The sequence below is a fragment of the Lactiplantibacillus sp. B652 genome (assembly GCF_023806745.1).
In the GTDB taxonomy this organism is placed as follows: Bacteria; Bacillota; Bacilli; order Lactobacillales; family Lactobacillaceae; genus Lactiplantibacillus; species Lactiplantibacillus pentosus.
This window is the reverse complement of sequence record NZ_JAMSKY010000006.1, coordinates 44,710-59,445: the sequence shown is the minus strand read 5'-3', so window position 1 is coordinate 59,445 and position 14,736 is coordinate 44,710. Positions and strand designations below refer to the sequence as shown.

12 protein-coding genes are annotated in these 14,736 nt (G+C 47.9%); all 12 read right to left on the bottom strand.

Annotated features, from left to right (window positions below):
- Positions 1-19: 19 nt before the first annotated feature.
- Positions 20-1,348, bottom strand: a complete 1,329-nt coding sequence (locus MZO40_RS08785) for a GHKL domain-containing protein (RefSeq protein ID WP_105961521.1) — start codon at positions 1,346-1,348, stop codon at positions 20-22.
- Between the two features lie 514 nt (positions 1,349-1,862).
- On the bottom strand, positions 1,863-3,353 hold the full coding sequence (locus tag MZO40_RS08780; protein ID WP_105961520.1) for a cell surface protein: 1,491 nt from the start codon (positions 3,351-3,353) through the stop codon (positions 1,863-1,865).
- Positions 3,346-3,780, bottom strand: a complete 435-nt coding sequence (locus MZO40_RS08775; RefSeq protein ID WP_101872861.1) for an LPXTG cell wall anchor domain-containing protein — start codon at positions 3,778-3,780, stop codon at positions 3,346-3,348. Before MZO40_RS08775 ends, MZO40_RS08780 begins: the two co-directional genes overlap by 8 nt.
- 30 nt (positions 3,781-3,810) lie before the next feature.
- Positions 3,811-4,878, bottom strand: coding sequence for a DUF916 and DUF3324 domain-containing protein (locus MZO40_RS08770; RefSeq protein WP_105961519.1), 1,068 nt, complete (start codon positions 4,876-4,878; stop codon positions 3,811-3,813).
- A gap of 61 nt (positions 4,879-4,939) precedes the next feature.
- Positions 4,940-5,644 (bottom strand): WxL domain-containing protein, encoded by a 705-nt coding sequence (locus tag MZO40_RS08765; RefSeq protein ID WP_252133227.1) that lies wholly within the window; start codon positions 5,642-5,644, stop codon positions 4,940-4,942.
- Between the two features lie 691 nt (positions 5,645-6,335).
- Positions 6,336-7,304, bottom strand: a complete 969-nt coding sequence (locus MZO40_RS08760; protein ID WP_105961518.1) for an alcohol dehydrogenase catalytic domain-containing protein — start codon at positions 7,302-7,304, stop codon at positions 6,336-6,338.
- Positions 7,305-7,332: 28 nt separating this feature from the next.
- On the bottom strand, positions 7,333-7,728 hold the full coding sequence (locus MZO40_RS08755) for an iron-sulfur cluster biosynthesis family protein (protein ID WP_105919668.1): 396 nt from the start codon (positions 7,726-7,728) through the stop codon (positions 7,333-7,335).
- 101 nt (positions 7,729-7,829) lie between these two features.
- Positions 7,830-8,456 carry a GyrI-like domain-containing protein gene (locus MZO40_RS08750; RefSeq protein WP_105961517.1) on the bottom strand — a complete coding sequence of 209 codons (627 nt, stop codon included), beginning with the start codon at positions 8,454-8,456 and terminating at the stop codon, positions 7,830-7,832.
- Between the two features lie 1,155 nt (positions 8,457-9,611).
- Complete coding sequence (locus MZO40_RS08745) at positions 9,612-10,655, bottom strand: DUF916 and DUF3324 domain-containing protein (RefSeq protein ID WP_252133226.1); 1,044 nt, start codon at positions 10,653-10,655, stop codon at positions 9,612-9,614.
- A 71-nt stretch (positions 10,656-10,726) separates the two neighbouring features.
- A complete protein-coding gene (locus MZO40_RS08740; protein ID WP_050340098.1) occupies positions 10,727-11,335 on the bottom strand; it encodes a WxL domain-containing protein in 609 nt (202 codons plus the stop codon).
- Positions 11,332-11,721 (bottom strand): hypothetical protein, encoded by a 390-nt coding sequence (locus MZO40_RS08735; protein ID WP_050340097.1) that lies wholly within the window; start codon positions 11,719-11,721, stop codon positions 11,332-11,334. Before MZO40_RS08735 ends, MZO40_RS08740 begins: the two co-directional genes overlap by 4 nt.
- 171 nt (positions 11,722-11,892) lie before the next feature.
- The gene (locus MZO40_RS08730) at positions 11,893-14,643 is read right to left on the bottom strand and encodes a BspA family leucine-rich repeat surface protein (RefSeq protein WP_252133225.1); all 2,751 of its coding nucleotides are present in this window, start codon (positions 14,641-14,643) and stop codon (positions 11,893-11,895) included.
- Positions 14,644-14,736: the final 93 nt, after the last annotated feature.

The window sequence follows — 14,736 nt, the reverse complement described above, 5'->3', positions numbered from 1 at the left end:
CAGTTTATCGCAATGGACGCTAACCTTCAACAATCAGTTCCGCCACGAAATCAGTGTCTTCAATGGCATAATTGACCTGTAATTTATCGGTCGTCAACTGTTCAATACTGCTTAAGCCATAACCCAAATGACCAGGTTTGGTGGTAAACCGACTCTTTTTGATCACCGACAAATCCAAAGTCTCATCATTCGGAATTTGATTTTGAACGGTAAAACTTACCGTGTGCTCGTCCTGATTGGTTACCGTCAGCTTGACTTGCTGGTCCGCCCGCAATGCGGCATCAATCGCATTATCAAGCAAGTTGCCCAGAATCCGGACGACTTTAATTTGTGGGACGTTGGGTAATTCAACATCTTCTAAAATATAGACCAGCAGATTAACGTGTTGCGTCATCGCCGCATCGTGCTTGGCATAAATCAGGCCACTAACGGTCGGCATAGCCAAGCGACTCAGGCTTGCGAGTTCTGACTGTTGATTCAAGCGGACGCTGCTCGGCAAGACTTCCGTTTCAAAATACTGTTTAAGCCCCGGCATATCGTCGTTTTTAATAAACGAAGACAAGCTGAGTAAAACGTTTTGATAGTCATGCTTGAAGAGGTGTAAGTCGCGGTTGTGGTGACTAAGTAATTCGTTATAATTGGAGACTTCTAATAATAATTGGGCGTCATTCAAATGACTGTTTTTATTATTAATTAAGTATAGGCCGATGATGCCAAAAGTGACGCTGGCGGCAATCGCCATGTAAGTCTGCGAATTGACCGTCCATTCCATCGCAAAAACATACGCAATCACGTAAATGATGAAGAATAACAGCACGAGCAAATAATCACTCGCGTCAACCCGTGCCCGCTGCAAAAAGTCAGCTGCTGAAACCCGCACTAACCAGCGATGCGCCATGAATGCCAGAGCCAAAACAATTGGCAAGTCGACAATCACGGTGACCAAAATATTTAAATCCGCCGTGATGTCAAAGCCAATCGCCTGCCGTAATAGCATCGGTGCGGTCGGTGCCATCAGCGCTTTAGCCGCAACCGCAATCACGGCACTAATCAGCCGTTTGACCGCGTTTAGAAAAATTGCAACCGGTAACATTAGTAACCATTTTGTATATAACAGCCGTGAACTCATGAACGTATTCACCGCGACTAAGGGTATGATCCAGAAAAAGACCAGTGGCACGTGCGGAAAGAGCAGCGTGCACCCCTCACCAAACGCCTGCACGAGCAAAATCAGGAGGACCCAGACGATGCTGATGCGCCAAGTGACATATTCTCGAAACGCAATCATTAGAAATAACATTTCAAACATGCCAGAACTTAGGGACAATACGAAGAAAACTGTTGCCATACAACCACCTCTCAATGGATTAAAATCTATTTGTTAAGTGAACTTCCGAACGTCTAATGTCAAAAAAATATCACAATACTGATTACTATTGTAAGCGTTTTTCTAAATTTTGGTCAGTATGGGCGCTCATTAGTTGCGATAATCTCGCAAAATCAGCAGACGTGAGCTTCAAACGCAGCTCGCCAACTATTTTTTAGCCTACCTTTCACGGCTCAGGATGTCAATAACTAAAAAGCGCTCGAACACTGAATTGACAATGTTCAAGCGTTATTAGTTGCAATTGAAGCAAGCATATTTTTTCAGATTTAGTGGCCAGACTATTGTCTGATCGATTCAACACCAACTAGTCGTGCCGACCACGCCCGCCACACCGGTATCCAATTCATTGTTTCGCGAGCAATTCACTTCCTGCGCCTACCAAAAATCTGCACTAGAATGTTCCCGGTGGACGCTCACCAAATCAGTACCTTCATTAATCGACAGGGTCCAATTAATAGGCGCACTGTAAAATCACTCACGGCGTATCCTGCAACGTCCAATTAACGGATCCACTATAACTATCGACTTGAACGCTCGGCTGGACGTCTAGTAAAATGCCTTTGCTGGCTGACCAGTCGCTAGTGGCAGTCGTCGCGGTCTTGCCCGCCACTTTACTGCCGGAAGCGACCGTCACAGACGTATTCGTCAAGACTTGTTTGGTACTACCGTTTAGATAAATCAGATTGCCGCTAAGGGTCCTCGTCGCAGATTTCATCGCGGTCGCCGTTGCGCGGAGATACCAAGTTGAGCCAGTCTTACGCGTATCGTTGACGACAATATTCCAACTACTCGTCGGCTGATACAGGGTCTCCTTGAATGGAATCGTCAAACTTCCAAACGTCAGGCTGGCTGGGGGTGTGCCGAGACTCAAAGTGCCATCGCGCATGGTGACGGTAATCGTCTTGGCATCCGATTGTAGTCCGGAACTCCCCTTACCATAGACGTTGATCGTGGTACTGCCGCCAACTGCTAACGCGCTTAATTTGCTAGCTAGACCCGTCTCCTGAGTTGCATAGGTAATCGTATCGGTCGCACTATCCGGATTGGTCGCAACGATGCCTGCTTGTTTGACCAACCACGCGACCACCGCCGAGTCACTCGTCAACGAATCCAAATCACCTGGATAGACATCCACAGCCGTCTTCGAACTCGTGATATTGAGTTTCTTTGGCGTCACAGTGGCCGTCGCCGTACCATTGTCACCAGTCACCTCATCCACTTCAGTCACTGTCACTGAAGACAACGAACCTAACGCCGTCCCGAGATTCAAGGTATACGTACCGTCACTACCGACCGTCGTTGTCACGCCATTAACGTTACTGCTGATGGTGTTGCCAGGGGTCCCAGTACCTTTGATGACCGTGTCAGTAGAATAGAGCGTCCCGGTAATTTTAGGCGACAGTGTCTGGGCAGAAAACTTACCGACTTGATACGTTCCTTCTTGCCCATTCACGGTAATCCGGAAGCCGACATAAATCGGGAGTGCGGTCTTGATATTTTGAAAATTGACCGCTAACGTCTGGGTTTGTTTGGATGAACTGATACTGAAAGAATTACCGCTCCCAAGACTTGCTGGCGTGGTCGTCATTAACGTCGTCCCGGTAAAACTGTCGCTTGCCGGCTTGGTCATAATGTCATAGTACGCCTTAGTTATCGTTGACTTACTGGATCTTAAGCCAATCGTCCCACTCATGGTGACCGTCATCTTGGTCGTCTGCTTCGTGATTCGGCCATTATCGGCATAATTGGCGGTAATCGCTGACACGGACGGATAAGTCGACAACCCTTCATCGACGTTACTACCAACAACGTTCCCATTTGGGGTTACCTGAAAGGCGGCATTCGACTTCACATCCGTCATCTTATCCGTTAGGGTCGCCGCACCAGCATTTAAACTCAGCCCACTTAAGATTAGAACCAGACTGAAACCAGCTAGCCATAGTCCTTTCATAATTTGTTTAAACACCAGCGTCACCCCCAAACTGTTCCTTTAATTGCCGGTAAAGTGCGCCCAGCAGCGTTCCGGCTAATAAACTCATGCCAGCGAGTAATCCCCATAAACTGGCGCGCTCACTGGTTTGCGGTAACCGCCCACTCGCCAAGGCTGTCGGCCAGCCCGCAATCGTGTTCGTTGGTTGCCCTTGACGCGAAGTACCGGTCGTCGGCTGTGTCACTGGAGATTGTATTCCTGGCCGCTGTTTCGTCGTTTTGAGAACATAGGGCCGTCTGCCATCCGGAATATCGCGCGCTGGAATAATGCGGTCAGCGTCATACGTCGTCTCATAAAAGCCGACACTGATCTCAGTTCGCCCCTGAGTACCCGCCTGAGCGGACAGTGGCCAGCCTAGCACCAGCACAACGCCTACTATTAATCGCCATCGTTTAATCGGCATGACCCTTCCCCCATTTCCATACACTTTAAACTATGCACGTCGCCGTTTACGAATCTTTAAGAAAATCAAGACGCCAATCAACCCAACAATCAGCATACCTAGCGCCCCAAATAGAATGAACCACCCGACATTGATGCCGGAATTATCCACTGACGCTTGGTTGTACTTATCCGCAGCGGCCGTACTGATGACAAAATCCTTATCAAAGACCCAGCGATGGTCCTGATTCTGCGCCACTAAATGAACATGGTAGGTGCCGGCCTGTAACCGATTCGTTCCCGTCAGAATCGGCACTTTGTAGACGGAATTAGGCGCTAACTGCACGTCCTTTTGACTAAAGGTCTTCACCACTTTGCCGCTATTCTTGCTGGTCAACTTCGCTTTGAGCGTCAGCTTGGGCACGATCACCGCACTGACATTACGTAGTTGTGGAAAAATCCCTCGCCGGTAGTTTTGCATCCCGGCCGTGACCGTATCTAGCTTCAATTGTGGCGCCGGCAATTTGCCCATCGTGTACTTCAGACCGATAACGTAGGAGTACTGATTGGCAATGTTCATCGATCCCTTCACGTGTCCCGTGACTTTATTGCTGACGCGTTTGAAATACCAACCACCGAGTACCACGCCATTAAACGCAGCTTTCGGCATCTTGATTGTCGCCGTCACAACTTTGGACCCATTCGCTGGAATCGTGACCGTCTTCGGGCCGTCAATCGTTGTCAATTGTGACATCCGATATTTCAGTGAGGGGTCAAAGCTTTTGGCTGGCGTCACGTATTCAATGATCCCATTACCATTCGTGTAGGCGGTATGAATCGCCGTCTGAACTTTGATTTCAGCATTGGTCACGTTATAAATCGTCGTTTGAATTTTTTGTTGGCGTCCCGGCGTCATCTTTAAATCAAAATACGATTGATGCTGATCAAGCTGATTACTAGGAATTTTAGCAGCGACGCTAAAACCGATGTCGTTGCTCTGACTCGCTTGACTACTCGACTTGCTGCTGGCATCCCCCGCCGCAAAACTCGTCACGAGCCCAGCTTGTAACCCCAATACCAAGCAGGCCAGCGCGACCATGATTCGTTTCATTAATTGCATCCTTTCACCCCCGACACTCGCGTATGTACATGGGGCGATTGTCACCGTCCCATCGACCCAGTTATTCAGCTGGTAAATCGCTCAACGTCCAGTTCAAGTTACCGCTGTAGGTCTGAGCTTTAACCGTGTTCGCTTTGATATTCAACGTTAAATTGCTTGGATTTAATTGACTGACGGTCACCCCGGCACCGCCGCCCTTAGCTGCATTCAAGACGGCACTCGAACCAACTGTCCCGTTCAATGCCACTTCAGAAGCAGTCGCAACGGCACCGTTTGCATCGGTACCACTGTTGGAAACGTCACCCTTAGGCAAGCTCAGCGTCGCACCTTTCGCCGTTGTACCGTCGAGACCAGTCAAATTAGACCCCGTTACCGTCAGCTTCCAGCCGGCATTAGTCCCACGAACGTCCGAAACTTCGACAACCATGTTGCCCTTCCATAAATTGGTGTTGGCACTCGTCAAATCCGGCGTATACTGTTGGTCATTTAAAACGTCGATTTCATGCGTCCCATATCCTAACGATTTGGAGACGTAAATCAAAGACAAGTCTCCACCAGGTGTCGCACCGTTATTATCATCACCACCGGTACTTGGTGTGTTCGGGTCGGTCGGGTCAACTGGTGTGACGGTCGACGTACTCTTCGTGAATTCCGCTTGCAGATTCGTGCTCCCACTCCGGTTTTCGGCGGCGTTTGCCACAATCGGCATGCTCCCTGCAACTAATAAGGTGCCTGCCATTAATAAGTGTCCTAACATTGACTTCATAATATAAAATCCCCCTTTTTCATTTACCAGCGCTTGTTAAGCTTTCATCAACTAAGAACGGTGGTCATTATAAATGCGACTGATGTAATTTGATTGGATAACTAACTGGCACTTAACTTCGTGGCAACCTCCCCCAACAATCGCTAACCATTAATTAATTTATTTAAATGCCGACTCCTTTGACCACATTTTCATTATATCGAGCTTCAACACAAAGGTGCTAATAATACATAACGTTAACTATATTTACAAACCGGGCGGGTTCGTGTAAGCGCTATCCTGAGTGCTTTTATCGGGTTACTTAGTCGAACTTCCTTTGCGAGGGTTGGCGCGAGATTAAATCAATAATTTTGTTTTTTGGCGGTGTGATGGTTAAACAGATTCATAATATTGGTGGGGCGTGACGCCTCAGTTAGATGCCCAATCGTGAGACGTACAAGCTACCAATCTCAGTGGAAAATTGGGCGCGACAAGCAGGCCACACCAACTAGCCGTGACCTGTTCAAAGGCTAGCTGTAATGCTGGCATATCACCAATAAATGGACTGAATATCGAAAATGGCGCTGACAGCTTTTAGCCATCAACGCCAATGATCAGTAACACTTTAATTAAGCTTTATCTCACGACAACCGATAATTTTCGGCCACACTGGGTTCAACCGCGCTAAGTCCAGCAGTCGATTCAACTCTCATCAATCTGGTAACAAAACAAAGCGCTGGTGCCCGTCCTGACCGTCTTCCAGCCACTGGTGGCAGCGCGGGGCATCTGAAAAATGCTGCTGACTAACTTGGTCGTCTAGCAATTGCCCGGCGCTAAAAGCTTGGTTCAAGACTTCTGCCGCCCGCGCCAACTGATCAACAGTGGCATGACTAATCACAAAGCCGTTAATTCGCTTCTGCGCCATGTAAAAGGCCCGCACGCCAAACGTGAATTGATCGTCTTTCGGCGCGGTAATCAGCGTGACTTCACCACCCAGTCGTAGCAAGTCCAGATTAGTCGCCAATGCGACCCGGCCAGACGTATCGATAACATGATCAAACGTCCACTCGTCACGCACCAGCTGGTCTTCAAAGCCAGCCTGATAATCGTAACAAGCTTGACTTCCAAGTCGTTGGCATTGGTCGAAGTCGCGGGCTGCGGACGTCGTGACCACCGTGACACCAGCCGCGGCCGCTAGTTGAATCAACTTGCGGCCGACATTTCCAGCGGCTCCTTCAATGAGTAACCGCTGACCAGCTTGAACCTGCATCACATCGTACAGGACGATGGCCGCGGTCGCTGCCGAATGCACCGCCGCAACCAGTTGCAAGCCATCCACACCATCTGGCGCATGGTACAGCCGGTCAACTGGCACCGCCACATATTCAGCCGTGGCACCCATCCGGCCCTCGTAGCCCATTGAGTTCGTCCAGACTCGGTCACCAACTTTAAAATCCGCTTGTGAACTTGCGACCACGCGACCAACTAAATCCCGTCCCGCAATATGAGGTGTCGCTAATGGCGTTTTAAACGCCCCGCTACGCACGAACGTATCCACGTGGTTGACGGACACCGCGGTCACCCGTACGAGGACGGTCTCTGCGATTGTCGTGGGTCGTTTCACCTCAGCGACATGCAACTTGTCCGGACCACCAAAATCATCAAAAACAACTGCCTTCATTACTGGTTCCTTCTTCATTATCTGCGACCTAACAAGTCAAATTATCTGCTGGTACCCCTTGTTCAAACGCCGCCAGCACTTCGGCGCCCTTGGCAATTTGCACCGCATTGTCCAGCATGTGCGCATTATCCTTGATGGAGATGCGCCCCTGGTCGTAGTCCATTTGAATCCCGTCATTAAAGAAAATCAAGTCGTAAGCTGAAGTCCACAATGCCAACTGCTGGTTATTGTCTACAGCGACATCATACTCAGGATCCGACTGGTCGAGCACGATCAGCGTAAATTTCGTCCCAATACTGCAGGCGCCACCGTGCAACGAATACTTGCCCCCACCATCGTCAGTCACTAAGACGAGCTGTTTATCCGCAAACCCCTTAGCAGTCAACAATGCTTTCAAACGCGCGCTAATTTTTATTTGTGTCATTGTGATGATACCCCCACGATTATAATTTTATATGCGATTTCATTCTTTAATTATATGCACAACGTCTCACAAATGACAGCCATAAGCCTGAGAGCGACAACTTATTTAGGAGCAATCCGATACCGCAAAATCGTTTTCAGCCGCTCAGGCGCCACCCACCGCGCATCTGAGAGGTAGATTTCCCGATGGATTTTGCTAAAACGCTGTTGATTTTCAGCCGCCACTAATTCGTCAATCTTGGCAAAACTAGACGGTTCATCGTCGTAAGCCCCTACATGCAGAATCTGTGCGACCGACATGGCGTCAAAATGCAAAATCTGAATCTGCTCAGTCGGCAACTGTTTCTTCGCTTTAACGGCCGCCAACGCTGGTTCAATCAAGTCTTCAGGAACAAAATCAGGAATCCGAATCATGATGTCATAACTGAATTCATTTTTATCTAAATGGTCGAGTTGCTGCCCCTTTTCAGTTAGCGACCAGACACCTTCGAGTGGAAAGACGACGTAATCGTCAAACTCGCAGTCCTGCGTTTGGGCGTATTGTTTGTACGCACTTTTCAGGCCGTATGCCGCTGGATACAGGGTCTGTAATTGTGCCTGAAACGCCGGACCGTTCGGGTTCCCAGTCCCGTGTAACGACATAAACGTTTGTGCTGGAATCGTCAGTAATTGTGCTGGTTTTTTCGTCGAATACAACGTCTTTTCTTGCTTCCGCCATTCATACTTCATCGACACTCACATCCTTTTGAATTAACTACGCTACCATTATACTAATAAACCGTCCTCAACGGCCGCTAACCTGAGTTCCTTTTTTGCTGTTCTTCAGTTACAAAAATCTGCCACATGGCGCTGGCTAATTTGCTATGAATTCTGATTAAAACGTGCCGGTTGGTGGATTCCTGTTCGTCAGCCGATGCGCGCCTTAGTCCGACTTCCGGGGCCGGCTGACAACGCTGGAACAGGGCGGACATCGATTTGAACTCACGCAGCAACCCACTGCGCAATTTCAAATACGAGTCTTCTTCTAGCCCTTGAGCATTGTCCGCCAGCCCCTCCAGTCGGGAACCCGCTCGAATGGCAGATGAACGGCCACCTATCTTGGAACAACTGAACGTTTAACATTAGGTGACTGAACCTTCATGCAAACTTTGAACTAGCATCTATGACGCTTTATTGAACTTCAATACCTATCCAATATAAATACTGATATGATTCCTGAAGATTATTGATCAATTTAAATGGACACTATTCTTGAAGTTAGCTGACAAATTTGTCATCTATTAAAAATTTATGACATTTACATTTTAAGTGACTAGAGAAGATTCTGACAACGTTCAGTAATGCTGTTGACTCCTATAATTAGAACACGAGTATGATAGGTTCTATCAGAAATTGATCTCACAGTTTATTGCCAAAATGGCTGTTTACTAAGAATCAACGATCCTCTCATCAAAAATTGAGTCCACACATGTCCGCCTTTCGAATACTGTCCCGGCTGGAAGGTATTCTGGGCAAGGCTCAGTGATTCCCAGAGTGTGAGGTTCAGACGGGTTGAGACTGAGGATTAGCCTAGCTAGAACGTTAAGCGGCGAACTTCCGCTTGGCGTTCTGGCGTAGCTAACCGGAAGTCCCAGTCTGACCAGAACACGTTTCATCCATATCGCAGGCAACGTGTAAGACCAGTATTTAAGACGTGGGTTGTCGGCTTAAATCTGTGTCCACCACGTTCCGGCCATTGCCTAGAATGCCTGAAAGCCGGCGTAGGACGGCGCCACGACTTCAAGTTTACGGTAACTTGCACTGTTTCCAGCGGTTCTCAGCTGGCTGATTCTGACCTTGAGCCGAAAAAAAAGGACCCGGTCAACTTGACCGAGCCCTTAATACTTACCGTTTATCTTTAAGTTGTGCTTCTAAGCGTTTGATGCGTTGTTGCTTGCGATGAATATACCAGGCAACTAGTAATAACAAAATTAGTAAGCCACCCAAGCTGAACCACAATTGCCAATTCGTATGTGGTTCGATGACCGCCGTTTTATTTAACGTGCGGGCCGTCTCGCTCGTGATTTCAAAATCTTTCGTGAAGATCCAGTGTTGCTTTTTGGATGTCACTGCTAACTTCGCCGTATATTTACCCGGCTTCAAGGCATCGCGGCCGACTCGTAATGGTAATTGATAGACCGAACTAGGGGCCATCTGACCATGTTGATTCTTCTGTTGATACAGGACTTTTTGACCCCCGCGCCGATAAACTTTGACCTCGGTCGTGACCTGATTCAAGAAGGCTGCAGTATGGTTCTGTAATGCTAAGCTGATTTGATTATAACCATTGTTTTGCGTGGCTTTGATCTTACCAAGTGTCAGCTTGTTCTTAGTCAGCGCCTGCTTACCGTGAAGGACCACGGCAACTGAATAGGCGTACTGATTTTTAATGGCCATCGCACTCTTGCTTTGTTGCTTAGCGGCCTTTTTCAAGAAGCTCAGGCCACCTACCACAACACCATCATAGGCGTGTTCCGGCATTTTGACCTTAAAAGTGACGATTTTGCTCGTCCCCTGAGCCAGTGTGACTTTATCACTGGCAGTCGTAATTAACTGAGTCACCTTGGCAGGCTCATCAATATTTTGACCGTCAGGCATGGTTTGATACTCCACAACCCCATTAGCGTTGGTGGTCGCTGGTGCGATCGTCGTGTGGACCGTAATTTCTTGCTTACTGGTGTTTTTGATTCGAACGGACAGGTCCGTTTCTTGACCAGGCTTTAATTTTAAATCAAAGTACGGTACGGCTTTATCGACCTGGTACTTGGACGTCACTGGTAAGACGTCAAACCCAACCGAATTAGCTGAGCTGGTCTGGGCCCACCCCACACATAATAACCCCATCAACAAGCCTAACCCTAACTGCCACCATTTCTTCGTCAACATCATTTCCCCCTTAATTATGACTCGGAAAAATGATATTAACTGGTCATAATCAATATTTTTCCGATGAATCTAGATTATTTATTTGCTACAGTTGCGTTTAAGCTCCAAGTCAAGGTCGTGGTGTAACTCCCTTGAGCCCGAGCAGTCGTATGTGGCACCATCAAAGTTGAAGCAGCGATGTTAGCCGCGTTCTTCCCATTACCTTTACCAGTTTCGGCGCTCATAACTGGTTTGTCAGCACCAATCGAATCCAGGGCAACACCCGTGTTAACCGTGGCGTCCGCACCAGTCGTTGAAGCTGCTGGGTCCAAGACACCGTTTAAGGTTAAGACCGCACCAGTCAATTCTTTGTTAGCTGCAGCTGCGGCATTCTTGAAGACGTCATTTTGCTTAACGTTCAATTTCCAACCCGCAGCAGTCCCACGTAAATCGATAACGGAAATCATTGCGGCTTTGTTCGTGTTGTTGTAGTTGTCATCTACGCTAGAATTAGTGATTTTGTTAGTCCCAAAGTCCAGGCTAGCACCCTTTAAATCAGTATCCCCGTTATCGATGGTCACATCGCCACCTTCGAAACCAACCGTACCATTAGAAATTTGTGGTTCATCCGCAGCGCTAGCGGTCAAACCCATCGATGCAACTAATCCTGCTGAAAATAAAAGTCCTAATAATGTCTTCTTCATAATAATGAACTCCTTTTTTTTAAGTAACTGACTAACTGACAACCAATTAAGATCACGAGCAGTCCCAACCCAACAATCGAAGCACTTAGCCACCACGCTTCACTCGTTTGTGGTAACCAACCGCTGACCGACGTTTTCGGTTCTTGTACAGTTGGCGGTTGAACCGTCACGGTTGACTCTGACTCATGATGCTCATCTTCAGTGACATGAATTGTACCCGGTTTGCTCTCGCTACTACTGGATTCGCTGACGGATTCAGATTGACCGTCAAACCGGATTGTTGCCTGGCTATCCGCCGTACTAGCCACACCAATGATTGGCGTTGATAACCACCCCCACCAAAGTAGGGTACTGATAACGACGGCAATCATTCCCCTGCGTTTCATCGCTCACTACCACTTCCTCATCCTAAACATTGTCTGACAACTAAATTGTGACCGCCGGTAATCGGTTAGACACATCAATTATCAGGGTACATTGTAAATATACATAACTAACTATTTCTAAACAACTAACTGCTCTTACAAAGATTATGTTAATCTTTTATAATTTTTTCGTTACAGGTTGGCGACCGTCTGACCCAGCGTCCACGTCACAGCCGCCTGGTAGACATCGGTCAACACTTGATCCGTCGGCACTTGCAAGTACAAGTGACCAAGCGGTGTTGCCGAGCCGAGCACACTGACGCCCTGATTAGAAGTCGTCTGGTGGTTTTCGACAATCATGACTGATGCACCCGGCTGCAACGAAATTTCTTGATTGGTCGTGGTCGGTTGATAGCTTAAGGTTGCCGCTAACAATTGGCCAGTCTGGTCGCCCCTAAAGCCTTCAGCTGCCAAACTAGCCATTAATGACCAACTGGCACCACTTTCCCGGCTATCAGTCACCACTAACCCATCACTATACTTAGCAGCATAACGTTCTGACTCACCGGTAATCGGATTACGACCGAAATCAATATTTTTCGGCACTGATGTAAATGCGACTTTACCAGCACTGTACTTAAACGTTACGGTCTCATCCTGATCCGAAAATTTCCCTTGAATGCCATCCGGCTGTTCTGGCACGTATCCTTTAATTGGAATCGGTTTGAGATGATAATCTTCTCCAATTGCCCCCGTTACTTGTGTTTCAGGCGCTAAAACGTTGCCATCCTCATCGACATACCTGACCGTAATCGTCGGGCCAGTTGCCCATTCAAATTCACCGACGATTTTATTACCATCATAAGTCGTCATCAATTCGGATGACGTGTAAATTTTGTCATTATTCAAGCTCCGCCACTTACCGATATACGGTGATTGGTGACTAGGATCAGGCAGGCCCCACAGCTGGGAGTTAAAGAAGTTAAAGTTCTTCCCGAGCAATAGTCGTTTAGGCGCCTGACCGTCGGAAAAGACATTGTAATAATTTTGTGCATTACTGGTATTCCAGCCGGTCAAGTCTAATTTATCGAGCTTAGTGCCATTAAAAGCAAAGCCAAAGTTAGTGACATTAGTCGTATCCCAAGTCCCTAAGTTCAACGATTTCAGCCCAGAACAGCCCATGAACAACTGCGAAAGGCTCGTGACGGAACTCGTATTCCAATTCTCAATCGGCAGACTCACCAGTTGCGGATTACCAAAAAACGTTGCTTGCATGTCGGTCACACTGCTCGTATCCCACTTGCGAACCGGGATATTCGTTAATGATAGGGCCCGATTAAAGGTTCCGCTCAGTGTCGTCACGTGACTGGTATCCCAATCATCAATCGGCAGGTCCGTCAACCGATCCATTTCGGTAAACGTCAACGCTAAATCTTGCATCCGCAACGTTTGCCATTTTGAAACTGGCAAGGCCGCTAAACTGCGACAAGCCCGGAAAGCTGAATTCAGCGTCGTCACATTGCTGACATCCCAGTCTCCAATCGGTAAGGACGTCAAGCTCGCATCATTTTGGAATGTCTGCAGCATGGTCTGGACTTTACCCACTTGCCACTTATCGATTGGTAATGACTTGATGGCTTGCATGTATGCAAACGTCCCCTTGAGCGTGGTCACATTGCTCGTATCCCAGTTCGCCACTGGCAAGTGCGGCAACGTCTCATCTTCATAAAACGTCATCGCCATGTTGTCGACCCGACTCGTTTGCCAATTATCAACCGGCAAATAGACTAGCTTGGGCATCCGCATAAACGTTGCTTCCATCGAAACGACGTTATGGGTGTCCCATTTGGCAATATCTAAAGACGTCAATGAGGCACAGCCAGCAAACGTCCGCAACATATTGGTCACATTGCTCGTATTCCATTCACCAATCGGCAAGTCAGTCAACGAGCTCGCGCCATTGAAGGTGTCGATTAGGCTGGTCAGTGATTTCGTTTGCCATTTGCCAATTTGCAGCGACGTCAACTGCGAGCAGTTGCTAAACATCCCTTGAATATTATTGAGTCGCGACGTCTGCCACTGATTCAAATCCAAAGTCTTGAGTTGCGTATCGGCGGCAAACATTCTGGAAGCATTTGTCAAACCGGGCATTTGCCACTGCTCAATGCCAACAATAGTCGTTAGCGCTGAACAAGAAAAGAACATGCCTTCAAAGCTAGTGACCGTTGAAAAGTCTAGTTGGCCAAAGTCAATCGTAGTCAATTTATGATCATCTTTGAATAAATAGGCCAGGTTCGTGACCCCTTTTAAATTAAGATTGGCCAATCCTTCAATCTGCGTCAAATTACGAAGTCCCGCAAACAAGTAGCGGTAGTCAGATTGATTTTTAACCGTAATTGCACCGTCAATCACCAACTTAGTCACTGAATTTGGGTTGAGCCCACTGGCAGTTAGGGTTTTAGCAATCCAGCTCCCCGAATCACCGCCGACTGCCGCGACGAACGAGCCACCACTCAAATGTAACGTCCCATCAGCATCCAAGGTCATTTGCACCGAGCCATTGGTCATTGATGCGCGCGTTGAACGGGTGATTGCCGTTTCAGGACGCGGCCGTTTGTTGCCGCTTTCCAGCGTTGTACTGGATGAACGTGCACTGTGGCTGGCGCTAATTTCAGAGGTGGACGTTGTTGCACCCACCTGCTCAGTAATTCCGATTGGGTCGGGTTCAGGCTCGGATAGTCCCGCTGCACTCACCTCTGAGTTCAGGCGTGCTACTGAATCGTCTGAAAAGACCCGTTGACTAGTTGCGACCGACTGTTTGAGATCTAACTGTGTTCGCGGTTCTGCTTGTACCGCTGCTGGTGGCGTTCGCCATTCGATGACACCAATCGTCGTCAGTACAATTCCGACAGCACCCCACTGCCACAGTCGTTGATACTGCATAATGATCATTCCCCCTTATTGTACAAAAACTTGTCTTTACACAATATCATTTTACCGGGCAAATGACTAGTCGTCTGAAAAAACGGCTTACAA